General features: G+C 36.8%; 20 protein-coding genes. 7 read left to right on the top strand and 13 right to left on the bottom strand.

All coding sequences use genetic code 11. The annotated features are described in order from the left end of the window. Positions 1 to 18: 18 nt before the first annotated feature. Together DRF61_RS08815 and DRF61_RS08805 are read right to left on the bottom strand one after the other, a co-directional pair. Positions 19 to 1,275 (bottom strand): hypothetical protein, encoded by a 1,257-nt coding sequence (locus tag DRF61_RS08815; protein WP_111956084.1) that lies wholly within the window; start codon positions 1,273 to 1,275, stop codon positions 19 to 21. Between the two features lie 465 nt (positions 1,276 to 1,740). Next, positions 1,741 to 2,736, bottom strand: coding sequence for a terpene synthase family protein (locus DRF61_RS08805; protein ID WP_111956082.1), 996 nt, complete (start codon positions 2,734 to 2,736; stop codon positions 1,741 to 1,743). Between the two features lie 521 nt (positions 2,737 to 3,257). Here DRF61_RS08805 and DRF61_RS08800 point away from each other — a divergent pair. After that, a complete protein-coding gene (locus tag DRF61_RS08800; protein ID WP_111956080.1) occupies positions 3,258 to 3,623 on the top strand; it encodes a sigma-70 family RNA polymerase sigma factor in 366 nt (121 codons plus the stop codon). A gap of 160 nt (positions 3,624 to 3,783) precedes the next feature. Here DRF61_RS08800 and DRF61_RS08795 read toward each other — a convergent pair whose 3' ends face one another. Continuing rightward, on the bottom strand, positions 3,784 to 4,731 hold the full coding sequence (locus DRF61_RS08795; protein WP_111956078.1) for a beta-1,6-N-acetylglucosaminyltransferase: 948 nt from the start codon (positions 4,729 to 4,731) through the stop codon (positions 3,784 to 3,786). 519 nt (positions 4,732 to 5,250) lie between these two features. On the opposite strand from DRF61_RS08795, the gene DRF61_RS08790 reads away from it, so the two are divergent. The 3 genes from DRF61_RS08790 (at position 5,251) to lgt (ending at position 7,713) form a co-directional block, all read left to right on the top strand. Further along, positions 5,251 to 6,375, top strand: a complete 1,125-nt coding sequence (locus tag DRF61_RS08790; protein WP_111956243.1) for a DEAD/DEAH box helicase — start codon at positions 5,251 to 5,253, stop codon at positions 6,373 to 6,375. A 91-nt stretch (positions 6,376 to 6,466) separates the two neighbouring features. Further along, positions 6,467 to 6,661, top strand: a complete 195-nt coding sequence (locus DRF61_RS08785) for a cold-shock protein (RefSeq protein WP_034704100.1) — start codon at positions 6,467 to 6,469, stop codon at positions 6,659 to 6,661. 215 nt (positions 6,662 to 6,876) lie between these two features. Next, entirely contained in the window at positions 6,877 to 7,713 is an 837-nt protein-coding gene (gene lgt, locus DRF61_RS08780; protein WP_111956076.1) for a prolipoprotein diacylglyceryl transferase, read from the top strand. A 262-nt stretch (positions 7,714 to 7,975) separates the two neighbouring features. Here the strand turns inward: lgt and DRF61_RS08775 are convergent, their stop codons facing one another. The 3 genes from DRF61_RS08775 to DRF61_RS08765 all read right to left on the bottom strand — a co-directional run bounded on the left by DRF61_RS08775 (position 7,976) and on the right by DRF61_RS08765 (position 10,193). Beyond that, positions 7,976 to 8,677, bottom strand: coding sequence for a LytR/AlgR family response regulator transcription factor (locus tag DRF61_RS08775; protein ID WP_174772294.1), 702 nt, complete (start codon positions 8,675 to 8,677; stop codon positions 7,976 to 7,978). Next, positions 8,658 to 9,728 (bottom strand): sensor histidine kinase, encoded by a 1,071-nt coding sequence (locus DRF61_RS08770; RefSeq protein ID WP_111956074.1) that lies wholly within the window; start codon positions 9,726 to 9,728, stop codon positions 8,658 to 8,660. The genes DRF61_RS08775 and DRF61_RS08770 overlap by 20 nt, the downstream gene beginning before the upstream one ends. Before the next feature lie 81 nt (positions 9,729 to 9,809). Beyond that, positions 9,810 to 10,193, bottom strand: coding sequence for a DoxX family protein (locus DRF61_RS08765; protein ID WP_111956072.1), 384 nt, complete (start codon positions 10,191 to 10,193; stop codon positions 9,810 to 9,812). A 682-nt stretch (positions 10,194 to 10,875) separates the two neighbouring features. Between DRF61_RS08765 and DRF61_RS08760 the strand changes: the two genes are divergently transcribed. Next, entirely contained in the window at positions 10,876 to 11,304 is a 429-nt protein-coding gene (locus tag DRF61_RS08760) for a cold-shock protein (protein ID WP_111956070.1), read from the top strand. Positions 11,305 to 11,380: 76 nt separating this feature from the next. On the opposite strand, the gene DRF61_RS08755 is transcribed toward DRF61_RS08760, so the two are convergent. The 4 genes from DRF61_RS08755 to queG all read right to left on the bottom strand — a co-directional run bounded on the left by DRF61_RS08755 (position 11,381) and on the right by queG (position 14,499). Continuing rightward, positions 11,381 to 11,842, bottom strand: a complete 462-nt coding sequence (locus DRF61_RS08755; protein ID WP_111956068.1) for an SRPBCC family protein — start codon at positions 11,840 to 11,842, stop codon at positions 11,381 to 11,383. 14 nt (positions 11,843 to 11,856) lie between these two features. Then, positions 11,857 to 12,504, bottom strand: coding sequence for a murein L,D-transpeptidase catalytic domain-containing protein (locus DRF61_RS08750; protein ID WP_111956066.1), 648 nt, complete (start codon positions 12,502 to 12,504; stop codon positions 11,857 to 11,859). Positions 12,505 to 12,511: 7 nt separating this feature from the next. After that, the gene (locus DRF61_RS08745; RefSeq protein ID WP_373865955.1) at positions 12,512 to 13,189 is read right to left on the bottom strand and encodes a TIGR02117 family protein; all 678 of its coding nucleotides are present in this window, start codon (positions 13,187 to 13,189) and stop codon (positions 12,512 to 12,514) included. Between the two features lie 356 nt (positions 13,190 to 13,545). Further along, positions 13,546 to 14,499 carry a tRNA epoxyqueuosine(34) reductase QueG gene (gene queG, locus DRF61_RS08740; protein ID WP_111956062.1) on the bottom strand — a complete coding sequence of 318 codons (954 nt, stop codon included), beginning with the start codon at positions 14,497 to 14,499 and terminating at the stop codon, positions 13,546 to 13,548. Positions 14,500 to 14,662: 163 nt separating this feature from the next. Between queG and DRF61_RS08735 the strand changes: the two genes are divergently transcribed. Both DRF61_RS08735 and DRF61_RS08730 read left to right on the top strand, forming a co-directional pair. After that, complete coding sequence (locus DRF61_RS08735) at positions 14,663 to 14,962, top strand: rhodanese-like domain-containing protein (protein WP_111956060.1); 300 nt, start codon at positions 14,663 to 14,665, stop codon at positions 14,960 to 14,962. Positions 14,963 to 14,988: 26 nt separating this feature from the next. Next, complete coding sequence (locus DRF61_RS08730) at positions 14,989 to 15,606, top strand: HD domain-containing protein (protein ID WP_111956058.1); 618 nt, start codon at positions 14,989 to 14,991, stop codon at positions 15,604 to 15,606. A 186-nt stretch (positions 15,607 to 15,792) separates the two neighbouring features. On the opposite strand, the gene DRF61_RS08725 is transcribed toward DRF61_RS08730, so the two are convergent. From DRF61_RS08725 to DRF61_RS08715, 3 genes are all read right to left on the bottom strand, one after another. After that, the gene (locus tag DRF61_RS08725; protein ID WP_111956056.1) at positions 15,793 to 16,560 is read right to left on the bottom strand and encodes an alpha/beta fold hydrolase; all 768 of its coding nucleotides are present in this window, start codon (positions 16,558 to 16,560) and stop codon (positions 15,793 to 15,795) included. Between the two features lie 10 nt (positions 16,561 to 16,570). Continuing rightward, a complete protein-coding gene (locus DRF61_RS08720) occupies positions 16,571 to 17,560 on the bottom strand; it encodes an NAD(P)H-dependent flavin oxidoreductase (protein ID WP_228452496.1) in 990 nt (329 codons plus the stop codon). A gap of 91 nt (positions 17,561 to 17,651) precedes the next feature. Beyond that, the gene (locus DRF61_RS08715) at positions 17,652 to 19,016 is read right to left on the bottom strand and encodes a peptidylprolyl isomerase (RefSeq protein ID WP_111956054.1); all 1,365 of its coding nucleotides are present in this window, start codon (positions 19,014 to 19,016) and stop codon (positions 17,652 to 17,654) included. Positions 19,017 to 19,025 lie beyond the last annotated feature (9 nt).

Below are 19,025 nucleotides of genomic sequence, written 5' to 3'. Positions count from 1 at the left end.
AATTAGCTCTTCCTGCAATCACCATTTTATTTTCGGCAGTACTTTTTTTATTTCTTTTGCGATATTATTTCCTGCTTTTCCCAGCTCGTTTCCGACATTGGTAAAGACCTTTACCGCTTCATGGTTTTTACCCGGACCATACTGAATGTCGTGGACAGTATTGTTCCATGTTTTCACGATGTCATTATTAGGACCAAATTGATTCTGTAGCTCTAAACCAATTTTATTCAAACCTTTTACAATGTCATTATTTTTACCAAAGCAACCGGAATCTCCGCCTACTCCATTGGTAAGGCATTTATCCAGCTCTCTTGACATCAGCTGCCCACCGGCACAACCGGCAAAAACATAAGGCTGCCCGCCTGATGTTACAGCACACTGCACTACGATCTGAGATTCTGTATTCATATTAAGCCTGTTTGCTCCATAACACATGGCTGTATTCATAAAGTTCACCTGTCCAAAACTGCCCTGCTGCTGCACGCAGGAAAGAAGCTTTTGAAGCTCAGGATCCGAGGATTCACCTGCCAGGCATAACGGATATTTACTATAGTCGTTTCCATACTGCTTATAACATTTCAGCAGAGATCCAGATATTCTTCTTTCATTTGTGCCTCCCATAGTGCCAACAAGACATAAAGCCTGCTCTTCCGGTGTTGAAGCATTTTTGACACAGTTATAAATTTCATTCTCTTTTTTCCCGGCCATATTTTCAATCATGCAGTCGCCAAATTTCTGTTGGTCCAGAGCACCATTAAAACCAACTGACCGGTCGTAACAGTTTTTAGCAGTCTGCTCGTTTGTGATCATCAGATCACCATACGGATTGTTGATGTCTATAATCTGCTCCGGTAAAGGCTGGAAACCGTTCGCTGTCTGAATACCAACATTAGGGTTGTATGCCGGCGGAACATAATTAATCATCGGATTTGGTGGTGGCTGAATGTCTGAATAACCAATAATCCTGGCCCCCTGGATATAATCAATCTCAATAACATTCCTGTTGTAATCCAGGAAAAAAGCTTTTTGGTACGGATTGGCAGCCGGCAGCCTTAAATACATCATTCCGGACGGATCACGATACGCCATACCTCTATTCATGGGATTGCCATCTTGCACCGTCATTCCGTCACTATACAAAACAAAGCTCTGCTGGTGCGCCTGGTCATAAATACGGCCAACAGGTACCGGAGGCTGTGAATACAGGCTGGTAAACAGAGTGAGCAGGAAAAAGCTCACGAGAATCTTCAGACTTTTTAAATGTAGTGTTTTCATGGTAATTTTGTTTTTATTAGCAGTATGAGTACAAATCAAATTCTACAGTAGAGTCTTCGGCAGAAATGCCGTTGATATACTGTTTATACTATTAATTTCATAGTAAAGCTGGTGATAAAAACAAAGCAGGTCAATTACACTTTTGGGTAATATTTTTCTATAATTAAGATTAATAATTAAAAAAAATCCTATCCTCAGAAATTTTCTAAGGATAGGACTCACACCTAAATAATAAAAATTATCTCAGACAATAAACAGACCCCCAATTGCCTGAGCTTCAATTCCTACTAAAATCTCATCATAAGCCGCAGAGCCTGAAGCTGCTCCAAAAGCAGTACTGGTATTGGACCCTGCTTGATTCACTTTAGAGGATGAAGATCAAAAAGATATTCCCAAGAATTGGAAATCTCCATCCAGTAGTCTTGCTCTTTTTTGGTCAGAATGAATATGCAGACTCTATTCATTCTACTCTGGCACATTGGAAGATGCAATTCCATATTCCGGCTTTGGAAATGCTCCAGGCACTGTATAGCGCGAAGAAGTTCCTTTATAATACCATGCACCTAACCCTGTAATCATTAGAATCATATAATAAATATACTTCTCCACATCTTTTTGATATATGCCAAAGTCTGGGAGATTAGCTTCCATATCCTGTAACTCTTTAACATATTCATCATGTATCCGTATTGTTTCTACACATGCCTCTTCCAGGGAAATTTTGTACTGATGTTGTATTACCAAGACAATGTTTAATATTTCAGTTTCTACTGCAAGTTCTTTTTGTAAAGAAGCAAGATCATTTTGAATAGCAATAATCCTGCACATCAACATTTTTATACGTTGAATAGCCGGATGCTCTGCAATATATCCTGGCATTATAAAATCAATAGTTAATTCTACCGGTTCACCAAATGTATACATAGATATGGAGTATTCACGGATAAGCAGAAGATTATTAAGAGTAGGCATTTTACCCGACAGCTTATATGGTGTTTCTTCCATAAGACCATATGTGGTATAGCGGTAGAAAGCCTGTGTCCAACGATCAAACCATTCATTATTAGCATAGGGGCGAAATTCATCCCTGCAATAGGCTACCTGCCTTATTAATCCTATATCATCGGACTTGAGCGAAGCTCCCAACATCACTTCCATAATGCGATCTCTAATGACTGCCAGTTCATCAACTGGACATAATTCATAATAATCATCATACAAAGTCAGCCAGATCATAAATCGACATATGGGACGTATCTTTTCTATTGTGTCTGCACCGGGAAACATATAAGATGTTGCCTGTGCTAGACCATGCTTTTTGTATTTCTCTCTTGTTGCTTCAGACATGAATGTAAAGTCTGTGTCGTACCAATCAATTTCATCCTGTGTAAAGGACTCTACAAAGGGGCCTACTAAATAGGGCCACGGGTACTTGGGAATTGGAACATTAATTGTTTTCATAGTATTTTAAATTGTAGTGTTAAAAAAGTGAATATAGAAGGGAAATTTCATAAGACCCCTATCGGCAAACTTCCATTCTAGCTGTAAATTTGAATATTTTAGATCAAGTATTTTAATAAGATTTGTATTGACTTAACTTTTCTTTCAATTCTCTGGTTTCCGGAAATTCCATAGCATTGTAACGAGAAACCATTGAGCAGAAATATGTGCTGTTTTGGTTTTTTTATACTTTTTGCGGAGTTCGGGGTTTTACTCATAAAGCCATAGATATTCTCTATCCATTTTTTTCGGTAATCTCCTGGAGCTGTTTGGCATGAGGGCTTTCAAAGTTGGAAAAGGATACTTAAATTGGTCATTGAGCAACTCAAATGGGTTAAAATTTTCATTGTCCATGATTTCATGGTCTTAGTGTTTTTGATATACTAAAATTAAAAATTTATTTAATATAACATAATTTTATTTCATGTAATTGGGGTTTTAACGAATAAAAATTAAAAAGAATTAATAACATAAAAATATAAATCATCCAGGATGTTTTTGTGAAAATCTGGAATGCTGTCCATCAGTACGATTCTTCAAAAGGAAGATTTTATACATGGATGATTAATATTGCAAGAAACACGGCTATAGATTATTTAAAATCGAAAGGTTTTCAGAATGAACTTAAAAACCAGCCGCTTCCTGATTTCGTATATAGCTCTGCAGAACTTTCAACGACTAATAATTCATCTGATTTTATTGGATTTAATAATGTACTGAAAGGTCTGGAGATTGCTAAACAGAAACTTATCGACTTAGCATATTACCAGGGCTATACGCAGAACGAAATATCGGACAAGCTGAAAATACCTCTTGGAACGGTGAAAATCAAAATGCGAATGCATTGAAGAAAAAGACAGCAAAACAGCTCTTGCCCATATTCCGAAAGCACAGGTCTTCGCTATAACACTTGAAAAGCAAGGTGGCAGTACAGTTCCTACCATGGAGAATATGTATGTAATGAGCGAAATCTAAGACCTCTATTAATATTTTGAGGAAATACAGAAGTTAATTATCCTGTCTTTTATCAATTTTCAGCTCTCTTTCTACTTCATCTATGTTCGGTAAAGGAAGATCGTAGCTTTCTTCAATATATTTCACAACTTCTTCTTCTGTTTTCTCATTTATTTTCCTGATGAAAAGGTGGTTCGTAGCTTTCAGAAAAAGAATAAGCTCATCTGGTGTCTGTTTTTTACCGAATATTGGTTTTTCTATGACGGCTCTTTTATCATCATTTACAATAAGATCGTTAAAAGAAGTATTCATAAGAACAGTCTGGAAAAATGATTCTGCGGGCAGAAATGTATGAAGGTAATAATCTTCAAAATTCATTACTCTTTTATTATTGGCAAGAAAAGCACAGGTATCTCTGGTAAAAATAACCCACTTCCCTCCTATATAAGGCGTAACTCCTTTCATAAATTCTCTTTTGTACATAAGAGACGAAATCTTATAAGAAAGCTCCGTAAAATGGTTCTGTATTCTCTTAAGAGTATCCGGACGGTAAAACTTCTGATCATAATAGAAAAGATAATTCCTTCCATTATTCGCTGTAAGGAACTTCCTGATGATATTCTGAGATTTCAAAGGGTAATCTTCACCGCTCAGATTAACAAAATAATCCCATTCCTGGTTGACGTTAAGCAGAAATTCCATGGCATCAAGTTCAGCCTGGATCATACTGAAGCCTCCGGAAACAATATTGATGCTTTCCAGAATATAAACATTGGGAAACTTGATGAGATACATCTGGATCTCATCGGTAAACTCCTCCTTAGCTTTACGGTCTATGTGGATGAGGTAAAATTGATCTCTTGTATAGATCTTCTGAAACATTGCTTTGAATACTTCCGGCTTATGATGAAGCATAATGAAGTATGCAATTCTCACATGCTGGTCTGTGTGAGATTGTAAAGTTTGGGGTTGGGGGCTGGTTGTAGGAACAGAGGTCTGCATAAGTACGGATTTAAAATCATCCGCTTGGGTGCAAACAATTCAGTTAACGTGCGAAAGCTACGAATAATTTTTTGATAATCAATCATTTAAATCAATTAATATTCAATTTCTTTATTGTAGCTTTGCAAAGTATTTATAAAAACAGGTCTCTGCCTTTTGCTATTCTGTAATAGTTTAAAATCTTCATTTTTCTCTTTCAGTTTTGCTTTTTCAGCTGCCCAATTAAAACTTATTTTTAAATAATTTTTAATACTGCTTCCTTGGTTTTCAGGTTAGAAGTAGTTATAAAGCTCAGAACGGTACGGATTTAAAATCCTGCCCCTGAGAATAAGAACGATATGATATTGCAAAGCTCAGCAAATATATTCCCAACTGAATTTATTGTCAAAGTTAATGCAAAGTAAATAATAATTAAAGATAGTGCTTTATCAGAGCTGATATTCATTATTTTGATACAAGACAACAATTCAGATCTTAACCGATTTGGCCACTCAGAACCGGATGTTCCGGTAGAATATGATGAGTTTTAAAAATTTAAATTTAATAAATCCTATAGTCCGTGCCGTTACAGAAGCCGGATATTCCAAACCTACAGAGATACAGTATACTGCTGTTCCCCATATTTTAGCAGGAAGGGATATTATAGGCTATGCCCATTCCGGCACTGGAAAAACGGCGGCATTTGCCATGCCCATTCTCCAGTTATTAAAAAGAAACACACCAGATCATAAAGAAATACGAACTTTAATCTTAACACCAACCCGGGAATTAGTCCTGCAGCTGGAAGAAAGTTTTAAAGTCTACAGTAAATATTTACCATTATCACAGCTTTCCATTTTTGGAGGTGTATTATCCGGAAGCCAGCTTGCTGCTCTCAGAAAAAGAGTGGATATTCTTATTGCCACTCCCGAAAGGCTACTGGATTTGGTAAGCCAACGATATATTGATCTCTCTAAAATTGAAATACTGGTCCTTGATGAAGCTGACAGAATGCTTGATATGGGATTTGCAGAGGATGTAAAAAAAATCCTGAAGCTGGTTTCACAAAAACGACAGACCTTGTTCTTTTCTGCAACTTTACCGCCGGACGTCCAAAAATTTGCAGATGCCATGCTGAAGAACCCTGTAGAAATTACAGTAAATCCGGTTCCATCATCAATGCATACCATTAACCAGTCTGTTTATTTCGTTGAAAAGACCCAGAAAGCTGATCTGCTTATCAATATACTGCAGGATGTATCTATTTTACGTTCACTGGTTTTTACACGTACCAAGCAGGGAGCCGACAGACTGGTGAAACAATTGGAGCGTACAGGAATTTTTGCAGCAGCGATCCATGGAAACAAATCTCAGATGGCAAGACAACAGGCCGTGGAAGATTTCAGAAACAGTAAGATCCGTGTTCTGGTTGCCACTGATATTGCCGCCAGAGGAATTGACATTGAGGAACTTCCTTATGTAGTTAACTATGAACTTCCGGATGTACCAGAGACTTATGTTAACCGTATTGGAAAAACAGGAAGAGCAGGAACCCAGGGAACAGCCGTTTCTTTCTGTGATGAAGGACAACGTTCCGACTTAACGAATATTCAGAAGCTGATAGGATTTATCATGCCTGTTGAAAAATTCCAATATATACATTAAATCACAATAAAATAGATGGATGGTTTCTCTAAGAAATTTAAGAAAAAAATCCTCAAAATAATTAATACAACAATTTTTAATACCCATTACAATGCAAGAAGGCACAGTAAAATTTTTCAATGAAGCAAAAGGCTTCGGATTTATTTCTCCATCAGATGGAGGTAAGGACATTTTTGTACACTCTTCAGGTTTAGATTCAAGATCTATCCGTGAAAACGATAAAGTAGTTTTCGAAGTACAAAAAAGCGACAAAGGTTTAAATGCAGTTAACGTAAAGTTAGCATAATTTGAATATAACGTTTAAACGAACATTGACTGATAAGTAGCAATACTTTTATTTGATGTCCGTTAAAACCTCTTACTTAATGTGAGAGGTTTTTTTGTATCCTTAAAAACATGATATATTCCCCCAAAATATCCTAAAGTCTCACTTATGTTCCTTAAAAACGGCTATATCCTGCTATATTTGTCCCCTAAAAAATAATTTCACAACCATCATCAATGAATTTGCTATACGTTAACTGGGATGTAAGTCCTGAAATCTTCAATATTTCCGGATTTCCCCTTAAATATTATGGGGTGCTATTTCTGGCTGGACTTGTTCTGTGCTACACAATCCTAAAAACCATTTATAAAAAAGAAAATCTAAGTCAGCAGGCACATGAAGCACTTTTCTCTTATGCATTTATAGGAATTTTAGTAGGTGCCAGATTAGGGCACTGTCTGTTTTATGATTTTGATTATTACTCCCAGCATCCTATTGAGATATTCCTGCCGATCCAAAAAGGAGCTGACGGAGCCTACCATTTTTCAGGATATGCAGGATTGGCAAGCCACGGCGGCGGAATTGGACTTATAATTATGCTTCTCATCTATGCAAGAAAATTTTCCATTAAGTTTATGACTGTTCTGGATGTAATCGCTATTGCTACTCCTCTGGCCGGAGCATTTATCCGGTTGGGCAATCTGATGAACTCTGAAATTATAGGCACGCCTTCCAATGCACCATGGGCTTTTATATTCAAACAGATAGATAACATTCCGAGACATCCTGCCCAGCTGTATGAGGCGGTCTGCTATCTGATGATCTTCCTTCTTGTGTATTTCATTTATACCAAAAATATCTTTAAGGTCGGGAAGGGCTTTTATTTCGGCATCACTACTCTACTCATCTTTATCGTGAGGTTCTTTGTAGAATTTATAAAAGTAGACCAGGTTGATTTTGAAAAAGGAATGAGCCTGAATATGGGACAAATTTTAAGCATCCCGTTTCTGTTCCTGGGGCTTTTCTTTATTATTAAAAGTATCCGGGACAAAAAAGAAATGAAAGTTTCATAGTCCTTAAAATATAACCAAAACCTCCGGTACCAATTGTAATACCGGAGGTTTTTTTTCGGATCATTCCAAATAAAAAATTGGCTTAATATGATTAAGCCAATCCGTATTCCTCAGAATACTAACATCCACATATATTCTAATTATTGCAATCGGTTTTCCTCTTAAAATCTTTATTTACTGCTATTTAACAGTTCAAAGTTGCTCAAAATAAAAGTAAAAGAAAAGAAACAGCTATCAAATAAAGCTTTAAGTCTATGAAGGCTTACAACTCAATGGAAGGCTTGTATGTCCTGCCAATCGGAAGTTTTTTGCCCATCACCTGTATCATGCTGGCAGAACGTACCTCAATTTTAGACTTGGAAATAATGTAAGATTTGTGAATCCTCACGAATATTTTAGGATCCAGATTTTCTTCTATCCTGCTGATCGGCATTTTCACTGTGATCGTTCCTGCTTTGGTGTGAATGTGAATATATTCTCGTAAGCTTTCAATAAAAAAGATGTCATGAAGAACAATTTTAATTTGTTTTTTTCCACTACTGATAAAAATATGTTCCCGGTCCGCTGCCTCCAATAAAGCTTCCTCAGCATTCATCAGGTATTTAAACTTTTCAATTGCTTTGGTAAACCTCTCGTAAGGAACAGGCTTCATCAGATAATCTACAATATCAAGCTCATAGCCTTCTACCGCATATTGGTGATAAGCGGTAGTCACGATAACAAGAGGCGGATTTTTTAGTTTTTTCAGGAAATCAAAGCCTTTTACCACCGGAAGATGAAGGTCCAGAAACATCAGATCAATATCATGCCTGTTTAAAAGGGTTCCGGCATAAACAGCATCGGAACATTTTGCCACCAGCTGAAATTCTTCATCCCTTGAAACAAAATTTTCCAGGATTTCTGCGGCTATCGGCTCATCTTCCACGATGAGGCAACTGTATTTTTTAGAAGCGGAATGTATCATTAAGGTCAATAATTAAGGTTACAATAAAGCGTTCACTGGTACTTTCAACGGTGAGAATGTGCTTTGGATAAAGCAGTTCAAGCTGTCTTCGGATATTTTTCAGTCCTATTTTTGTAGAATTTCCGTGAGGTTTTTCTTCTTTTGAATTTTCAATATGATAATGAAGAACACCATTGTTCAGCTGGATATCAATATGAATAAAGCTCTTTCCAAGGGTTTCTGAAACACCATGTTTAAAAGCATTTTCAACGAACTGGATCAAAATAAGCGGCGAAATCTCCTGGGAAGGATTATCTACATTCTCATTAAAACGGATGACAAGGCCATGGTGCCGGATCTTCTGGATCTGGAGGAAATCTTTGATATTCTCTACATCTTTTTCTATAGAAATATACCGTTCAGCTGCTTCATAAATATTATACCGCATCACTTTGGAAAGCTGTAAGATCACATCAGGTGTTTCATCAGCTTTTTTAAGGGCCATTCCGTAAATATTATTCAGTGTATTGAACAAAAAATGGGGATTGATTTGGGCCTTCAGCATGGTAAGTTCCTGATCCAGCTTTTCTGATTTCAGCTTTGAGATCTGTTCTTTCAGCAGATTCTTTTGCCTTGTAATTTCAACGCCGAATATAAGGCCTGCCATAAAGATCAGATCCATAAAGGAGTTAAAAGCCACGAGTCCGTTGATAAATCCTGAAGGCTGTTTGCCATCCAATGTTTCAACAATTCCATAAATATGGGGATAAATGATATAATGAGTAAAAAACCTGTGGGCAAGAACCGCCGCAATAAGAATAATAACAGAGAGAATGCAGGCAAGAAATCTTTTGAGACCAGTTCTTTCGTACACATACAGAAGAGCATAACCCAACGGAATTTTAATCAGAAGATATCCAAGTTCCAGAATAATAGTATTCTGAAGCCTTATCTGCCATTTTGCATCAGGAAACTGGTATCTTGACCAGTAAAAGTCCAGATAAACTTCCAGAATATAGTACAGTATCCAAAAGAGTAAATGGATATATAATTTTGATTTTCTGCCTGGCATTGAGTGTGATAGGATTTACTATGCAAAATACCATCTTTCAGCGGAAAATAAAAATTTAAACATTTAACCCACAGCAATGGTCTATGAACTGCAGTTTTCTTCCTTTCTGGTAAAAATAAGCTGTAAAAAACAGCAAATTAAAAGAATATTGAACTCAATTCCATTGGTTCCGCCGCCTACAACATACCATCCATTTTGCCAATGCACAAAATAAATTCCAAAAATCAGGATAATCATATTGCAAATAGAAACTGCCTTTACATAGCGTTCCGACCAGATCAGAAATACTGAGAAAAGATGGATCAGCTTCACAGCCCAGGCCAGGTAAAGTCCAAAAGGACTGAAGCCTATGGTATCGAGGTAAAGACGTCCAAAATTATTAACATCGCCACTGAAAATAGATACTACACTGTGCATCAGTAAAATAACCGACAAAGCTGCGCGGAGATAGAAGTTTTTTTTCATGAATCTAAATTAAAAAAGCACAAAAAACAATGATGAACATCAGGTACCAACAGCTTAAAAGTGCATATAAAAGTTAGATTAGACAGTGAATTCCGAATTTACCATATCTAATGCATTATACATGAATTATTAAAATATTACTCATGTAAAGGATATATCACATTACATACCAACCGGATACGCTCTTCAACTGCTCTAAAATTGAGCTTCCACACAAAAAAAATCCAAAATATGTGATTTTTAGGCACAACATTTGCTGCTGTATGAACATATTATACACCACTTCATTTTTATAATATATTATTTTCCACAATCCTCAGCATGCTGAGGATTTTTATTGCTACTCAATAGTGAAATCAGTTCTCGTTTTTAAATGAGAAAATACATTTTTGATAATCAGTGATTTAAAATAGGTTTATTCAGTTAATTATCGTATATTTGTATATTAATTAATAGGCCGCTGCCTTTGCCCTCTGTTACAGTATAGAAATTCTTTCTTTTCAGTTCCCGCTTTTCAGATGCCTCATTTTTTAAAAATCACTTCTTTTACTGATGAACGCCCAAACAAACTGCTTTCGACGCTTCATTTCATAAAGAAGAACAGACGGACGACTGCAGCTTTATAAGACTTGGCAGATCAGGTAAACAAATACAATATAAAATTTAAATACTAGAATAATTTATGGCAGACTCTTTTTCTAAAAAAGAAAATTTCAAGAAAAAAATTCAAAAGCAAAAAGAAAAAGCGCTGAGACGCGAAGATCGTAAAACGAATAACAACAAGGGTGCAGAAGATGTTTTCATGTATGTAGATGAATTCGGAAGACTTACCTCTACACCTCCTGAAGACAGAGAAAGACAGGAAGTAAACATTGATGAGATCCAGCTTGGTGCCGCTCCTATTATGGCAGAAGAAATCAGAAAAACTGGGATCATCACTTTCCACAGTGAGAAAGGCTATGGCTTCATTACTGAAGACAACAGCAAAGAAAATGTTTTCTTTCACAACAACAGCTGTGCACATCCTGTAAAAAAGGGGAACAAAGTATCTTTCGAGAAAGAAAAATCTCCAAAAGGATTCTCTGCTGTTAATATCGAATTGGTTAAATAAATAACATTCTGCTTTATCATGCAGATGTTGTCAGATAATAATAAAAGCCGCTCCACAGAGCGGCTTTTATCATATTTTACACTTTATTGAACATTTTTTCCAGGACTTCGTTGCGGTAGTCGAAAATATGTTCCAGTTTCTTTTTAACGAAAAGTGGATGGGCTATTTCACCCAAAAATCCCATTGGAAGTTCATAATCAATGGTATCTTTCATGAGTACGCCCTTTTCGTTGGAAATGAATTCATGATGATGATGCCATAGCTTATAGGGTCCTTTTTTCTGAAAGTCTATAAAGCTTTTCTGAAAATCAACTTTAATAATTTCTGTCTGCCATTTCATTTTTATTCCGAATAAAGGCGAAACGTAATAATCGATGAGCATTCCTTCATAAATTTCATCATTTTCCATTGTAGTCAGGACGATAAAATTCATGTCTTTCGGTGTGATCTCGGAAAGATTATTAGCTGAGGAAAAAAATCCCCAGGCGGTTTCTATATTACAGCTGAGCTGCTGTTCCCGGACAAGGCGGTGCTTCATAATTTTCCTGTATATTATTGATAGATCCACATCAGAACCGGTTCCCCGGTCTTTTGAATCATAGGATCTATTTCTTTCATTGCGTTGTTAGAAACAGTAGGACACCCCCAGCCTTCGGGAGAACCTTTTGGAAAAACTTCGTCGTCGCTCATCTGATCCCATGAATGGAAAACGATATATCTTTTTAAAGCATTAGTGTTTGTTTTTTCCAGACCATGCATCAGATACTTGATATTGATTCCCCAATCACTATATCCTCTTCCCTGTACCTTATATTTTCCCAAAGATGAAAGATGGCTTCCGTCTTCGTTGCTGAACTGTGGACTGTCTTTTGAACCATCTGAACTCCAGGGATTTGAGCCACAGCCATGACCCACAAGATATTTCCTGACCACTGATTTCGTTTTAAAATCCCAGACAAAAAATCTTTTAATTCCCGAATGAAGGCTCATATCGATCAGGATACAAAAATCTGTATTTAGCTTTTTTGAAACACAGAATTTCAAAGCTTCTTCAGCCTTTGCTGTAATTTTAGACAGATCCGCTTCCGGCCTGTTGTCTTCTTTAATGAAAGAATTTGCTATAACGGAATAGTCTCTTTTAGATTCATTATTACATGAAAATATAAGATGTAAAACAAAAATTACAGCAAAAATCTTCATTGAAAAATTATTTATAGTGTCTAAAAATTCCAAAATCGGAAGGTGTCCATAGGGCAGCCTTCTGCCCTGCGGCTTTCAGTGCATCATTTGCCCAGGTATTACAGGTATTCAGGAAGCTGTACTTTCCTTTGGCATCATAAAAAGCATCGTTTACATCATAAACAGCATTGGTGGGAATCAGGATAAAGTTTCCGTTCTGATCCCTGTCAAATTTTTCTTCTATAAATTTCACCAGACTCGTATATTGATTTCTGCTGATCATGATCTTTTTGCAGTCTTCGCCTTCTTTCATGCTGTTGTAATAGGAACAGTGCATGGCTGAATCGCTGAGCCAGAAGGCAGCTTTAAAAGCAGTGGAAAACTTCAGATCTGCCCACGTCGGAGTATCCAGATAAAACCCTTTGTCTCCCCATCCTATTCCTATATAATTGTAATCTGTACGTTTTGATTTTGTATTGGAAAACGGAACTTTTGCGCTCCAATCCTGAAGGTCATTTTTTACAGGCATTACAATATCTGTATGCACACCGTTGGTATAAATATAAATTGGAATATCTTTCGGTTGTCCGTCATTATCTGCAGAAACTTCTATAAGCGGAAGTAAAAGGCCCAGAATAACATACAAAGCAACAATTCCTAAAATAATTCCTATGGTTTTCAGGACATACAGCAATACAATTTTCACACTCATGTTTTAATAAAATTTAATCTTCAATTTTCTGTAAAAGTATTTGTTTTAATCGAAAAAATGATTAAATTTAGTTACGAAATATTCACAAATATGCGTAAAAATACAAAATCACAAAAAAGATTTAAAGTACGGGTAAAAACAGCTCCAAAAAGAGTACAAAAAAAGCGTTGATTTTCTGTGGGACATTGGTCTCCTGAAAGTCAATTTTCTTTTTAGGAAAAGTTTTTCAGAGATTCTTACTGAATTAAATCTTAACCTCCTTAAGACCGGCAGCTTAAGGGATGGTCATTTATCCTCCTCAAATTTGGGACCCAAAATTCCAGACCAGGATTTGTCACCAAAAATTTATCCTAAAGTTTATCTGAAGAACGTTCCAAAAATTCAATATTCCGCTTCAGGCCGGCAAATTTGGTTCTCTTTACAGGGGATTTCCTGAAGATCTCAGAGAATATTTCCTGGGTAATTTCTCTCCACTCTTCTTTTTTGAAATTTTTCAGGGATTCATTCGGAGCAAAACGACTCTGAAGGTTAGGTGAAGAAAATCTATTCCAGGGACATACATCCTGGCAGATATCACATCCGAACATCCAGTCTTCCATTTTATCTTTAAAATGATCGGGGATTTCGTTTTTGAGCTCTATAGTTGCGTAAGAGATGCAGCGGCTTCCGTCAATAATTTTTTCTGAAACAATAGCATCCGTAGGACATGCATCAATACACTTCCTGCAGGTACCGCAATGATCTGTAGTGGCATGATCGGGGATTAATTCAAGATCACAGATGATTTCCGCCAAAAAATAGAAGGAGCCATTTTGCTTTGTGATGAGATTGGCATTTTTCCCTACCCAGCCTATTCCTGATTTTCTGGCCCAGCTTCTTTCCAAAACGGGTGCAGAATCCACAAAAACCCGGAACCCGAACTCTCCTATCTCCTGCTGCAGTTCTGAAACCATCTCGCGGAGAATTTCTTTTACCACTTCATGATAATCTTCTGCGTAAGCATATTTTGAGATCTTATAATTTTCCAGGGCCGAAATTTCTTCTTTTGGAAAGTAATTATAAGAAAGTGAAATAACAGATTTTGAGCCTTCTACAAGCAGCCTGGGATCCAATCTTTTGTCAAAATGGTTTTCCATGTACTTCATTTCGCCATGAAAATTGTTTTTAAGCCATTTTTCAAGATTAGGAGCATCTTCTTCTAAAAATCCTGCTTTCGAAATGCCACAGCTTTGAAACCCAAAATGTTGTGCTTTGGATTTTATAAGCTGGGAATATTTTTCGGCATCGCCATTCAGGATTTCCATTCTGCAAAATTAAGCTTAATTTATGAATCTTACGGTCTTTGGTAAGAAGTGAATGAGCCTTAAGTTTTAAGCATTTTTGGGAAAATTTAAGTTTAGATAAAGAGTTTTTTCAGGAAAAAATTGCGTATTTTCGTTCTTATTTTTAATCTTAAATTACACAGTTATGTCTTTAATAGAAGTTATACAGTCTGGAAATTATGAATTAATTGATGTTCGTGAGCCTATGGAGCTTGAAATGGACGGAAATATAGACGGAGCCCAAAATATCCCTCTTGGTGAAGTAGAAGACAGAAAGGAAGAGATCTTATCTATCGAAAAACCTGTGATCTTATTTTGCAGAAGCGGAAACAGAAGCGGAAAAGCATTGGAATATCTTAATGGGCAGGGCCTGAAGGATGGTTATAACGGCGGAGGCTGGGCTGATCTGAAAGCAGTGTTGGAAGCAAATCAGGGAACTTTTTAAAGTTCCTTTTTTTATACTCATTCATCATGCATCTGAAAGGAAACTTCACAGATCTTTGTCTTCATTTTACAGAAGACAGGAGTCTTATTGAAAATCTGTGGCAAGAAATTGAAACCCAATATTCCGGAAAAGGCAGGTATTATCATGATCTTTTTCACCTTGAGAATATGTTCATAGAACTGGAAAGTGTAAAAAAACTTATTGATGATTTTTCTACTGTTTCATTTTCTGTTTTTTACCATGATGTTATTTATGATGCTTCTTCAAAGTCCAATGAAGAAAAAAGTGCATGGTATGCTGCAGAACGGCTTCATAAAATGGGATTGCCTCAAACTATAATTTTAAAAACAGAAAATCAGATCTTAGCTACAAAATCCCATCAAAAGTCTGATGATGCGGATACAAACTATCTTCTGGATGCAGACCTTTCTATCTTGGGAAAAGATTCTGCAATATATTTTGATTATACCCGGAAGATCCGGAAGGAGTATGCTCTTTATCCTGACCTTCTGTACAAACCGGGAAGAAAGAAGGTATTGAAACATTTCCTGGAACTGGAAAGTATTTTTAAAACAGAGCATTTCAGGGACAAATATGAGCAGCAGGCAAGAGAAAATATAGCTGCAGAAATTCAGCTTCTATAACTGTAATAATAAAGGAGATGTGGCTTTGCTGCATCTCCTTTATTAAACCACTCATTCAAACACAACTCATCAATTTGTACAGAAAATATAAATAGACAATTTAAATTAGATATTGTTTAATTACATGACTGAAAATAAAAAGCACCTTGTAACACAAGATGCTCTTATTACTGATTATGCTTACAGCTATATTTTTTCTATAAATTCTGATACCTTAGCCAAAACAAGCTCTGGATTTTCTTTATGCGGCGTATGCCCTATTCCCGGAATAATATATTTTTCTGCAGGACCGCTTACCTGAGAAACTGTTTTTTCAACCTGATCCAGGGTGCCATATTCATCAGCATCCCCCTGAATAAAAAGTAAAGGGCATTGAATATCTTTTAAAAGGTATTCAATATTCCAGTTTCTATAATCTTCACGAGTCCATGTTTCCGTCCAGGCCCTGAAAAGCATTTCCACTTTTTCTCCATGGTATTTGGCAAGACGTTCGGCAAGATTGGTCGTTTTATAAGCATCCCAGGCTTCGTAAACTCCTTTTAAAGTAACTTCTTCTACAAAAATATGTCCTGCTTCACAGATTATGCCTTTTATTCTTTCGGGATATTTTGCAGCTGTAATGAGGGCAATGGTTCCTCCGTCGCTATGCCCGAATAGGATGGCATTGTTGATATTAAGCTCTGTCAGCAGCTCATTCAGTAAATCTGCTTCCAGTTCCATATAATTAACCGGCCTTTCGTGGGTCGGCATAGGTCCGGATTTCCCATAGCCTGGTCTGTCATACATAAGAATATTACAGTCCGCAATTTCAAACAGTTTTGTCGGAAGATCTCTCCAAAGTTGTGCGCAACCCAAGGAATCGTGAAGAAAAATAATAACAGGTTTTTCTTCGACTATGTTATTGTATGTGATATAAAGTTTCTGACTTCTTACTTCTATTATCCTCTCTTCCATTCATTCGGTTCTATAAGCCTGGAACTTTTGCTGCTTCAAATTCCTTTAGTAAATTACTGAAAACGGTTTCTACCGGTAATATATCGTTGATCAAAGCAGAAACCTGTCCAATCTCCAGCTCACCGTCTTCCATATCTCCTTCGAACATTCCACGCTTTGCTCTTGCACGTCCCAATGAAGCTATTAAAGCTTCTTTATTTCTTCCTGACTGGTAGATGTCTTCCAGCTCACCAAAGAACTTATTTTTCACCATCCTTACAGGCGCCAGTTCTTTTAAAGTAAGGTGGGTGTCACCTTCATTCAGTTCTGTAATTTTCTTTTTCCAGTTTTCGTGAGCACTTGCTTCAACGGTAGCAGCGAACCGGGAACCTATTTGTACACCGTCTGCACCGAGGATCATGGCAGCTTTCATCTGAGAGCCCAATGCAATTCCTCCGGCAGCAATCAATGGTTTGGAAATATGTTTCTTTACATTCGGGATCAGACAGAAAGTCGTGGTCTCGTCTCTTCCGTTGTGTCCCCCTGCTTCAAAACCTTCGGCCACTACAGCATCTACTCCTGCTTCTTCGCATTTTACAGCAAATTTAGTAGATGAAACAACGTGGGCAACTTTTATTCCTTCTTTTTGAAGCGTTTCCGTATAGGTTTTGGGATTTCCGGCTGAAGTAAAAACAATCTTCACACCCTCTTCCAGAATGATCTGGATGATCTCTTCAAGGTTAGGATACAGCATAGGCACATTAACACCAAAAGGTTTATCTGTAGCCAATTTACATTTCTGAATATTTTCTCTCAGGATATCAGGATACATGCTTCCCGCTCCTATGATCCCCAAGCCTCCACAATTGGAAACCGCCGAAGCCAGCCTCCATCCTGAATGCCAGATCATCCCTGCCTGAATAATAGGATATTGTATGTTAAAAAGCTTTGTAATTCTATTTTGATCTGCCTTCATTTCCTGAAGTTTTTTTGCTGAATTGAAATCTATAAAATTGCTCATGCGTAAAAATAATAAAAAACGTGGGTTCTAAAGGAAATATCCTGACTTTTTGGTATAAAAAAACCTTCAGAATTTCTGAAGGTTTTATATTTTATTTTTTGATCGATTCTTTTTTCCAGTTGGCTTTGAATTTACAGTTATCATAACGCCCGTCAATTGATATAAAGGTTGTCGGTAATTTAGAGTTGACAAACTTCTCAATCATTTCATTACGCTTTTTGTTGAGCGCCATCTGCTTGATTCTGTTATAATCTGTTTCCAGCGTGATCTGGTGGGCAGGAATAACATCTTCTAATTTGATGATCTTCACTACTTTTCTTTTATTGTCTTCATCCTCGAAAGCAGAAGTAATATCTCCTTTGTTCAGACCAGCCAATTCATAAGTGATAGATCCGGGAATACTTTCTCTTTCAATTTTATCAGAACCGTCTGCACCTGAAATAATTCCGGCATTGAATTTCGTTCTTTTATCATCTGAAAATTTAAAAGCAGCATCTTTAAATGTTATTTTCCCGTCAAGAACAAGTTTTTTGATACTGTCCAGTTTTGCTTTTGCTGTCTTTATTTCATCGTCTGTAGGAGTCGCTTTCAATAAGATATGTCTTGCGTCGTATACTTTTCCTGATTTTTTGATAAGCTGTATGATATGGTATCCAAACTCGGATTCAATGGGATCTGAGATCTCATTTTCCTGAAGGTTCAGTGCAGCCGCTTCAAACGGCTTTACCATTTGTCCTTTGTTTATATTTTTATAAAGTCCTCCATTCGCAGCAGATCCTTCATCTTCAGAATAAATTCTTGCCTGGCTTTCAAAAGTCTCTCCGGCGGCAATATCCTGCTTAATTTTATTTAATCTTTTGATAAGATCTTCTTTATGCGCATCGGTCAGTTTAGGGTATATCATGATCTGTGCTAAAGAGATTTCATCCTTTACTTCCGGAAGCTGCATTTTGTACAGGTTATAGAAGTCTGTAACCTCATTTGGAGTTACGTCTGCCTTTTCAGTGATACGCTGATATTTTGCCTGCCCGTAATATTGGTCTACATCTATCTTTTCAATAGCGTTTTTCATTTCATACCCATTTCTGAATTTATATGCAGCAAGCATCGTTTTTTCGTCAGGGAACTGAGAAAGCAATTGACGGTATTTTGCATTGGCCTGCTCTTTAATGGCAGCAGAACGGTTTTCAATTAATGTATCTTTTTTGGCTTCGTATACAAGAAGCTTGTTGCTGATCAGGTTTTCAAGGAAGTCACATTTGTCAGTCTCAGAGGCTCCCTGTTGTTTGGCATAGTTCATCTGCTCATTCACATCCGATTCCAAAACAATTTCATCACCGATAACAGCAGCAATACCATCCACTAGTTCTCCCGGTTTTAGCTGAGCATTCATGTTTGAAGAGAATATCATCATGAAAATCCCAAGAAGAAAAGTGATTTTTAGTTTATTTGTCATTTTACTATT

It is taken from the genome of Chryseobacterium lathyri (assembly GCF_003290185.1).
GTDB classification, from domain to species: domain Bacteria; phylum Bacteroidota; class Bacteroidia; order Flavobacteriales; family Weeksellaceae; genus Chryseobacterium; species Chryseobacterium lathyri.
The sequence above is the reverse complement of the archived record's forward strand: the minus strand, read 5'-3'. Positions and strand labels throughout refer to the sequence as shown.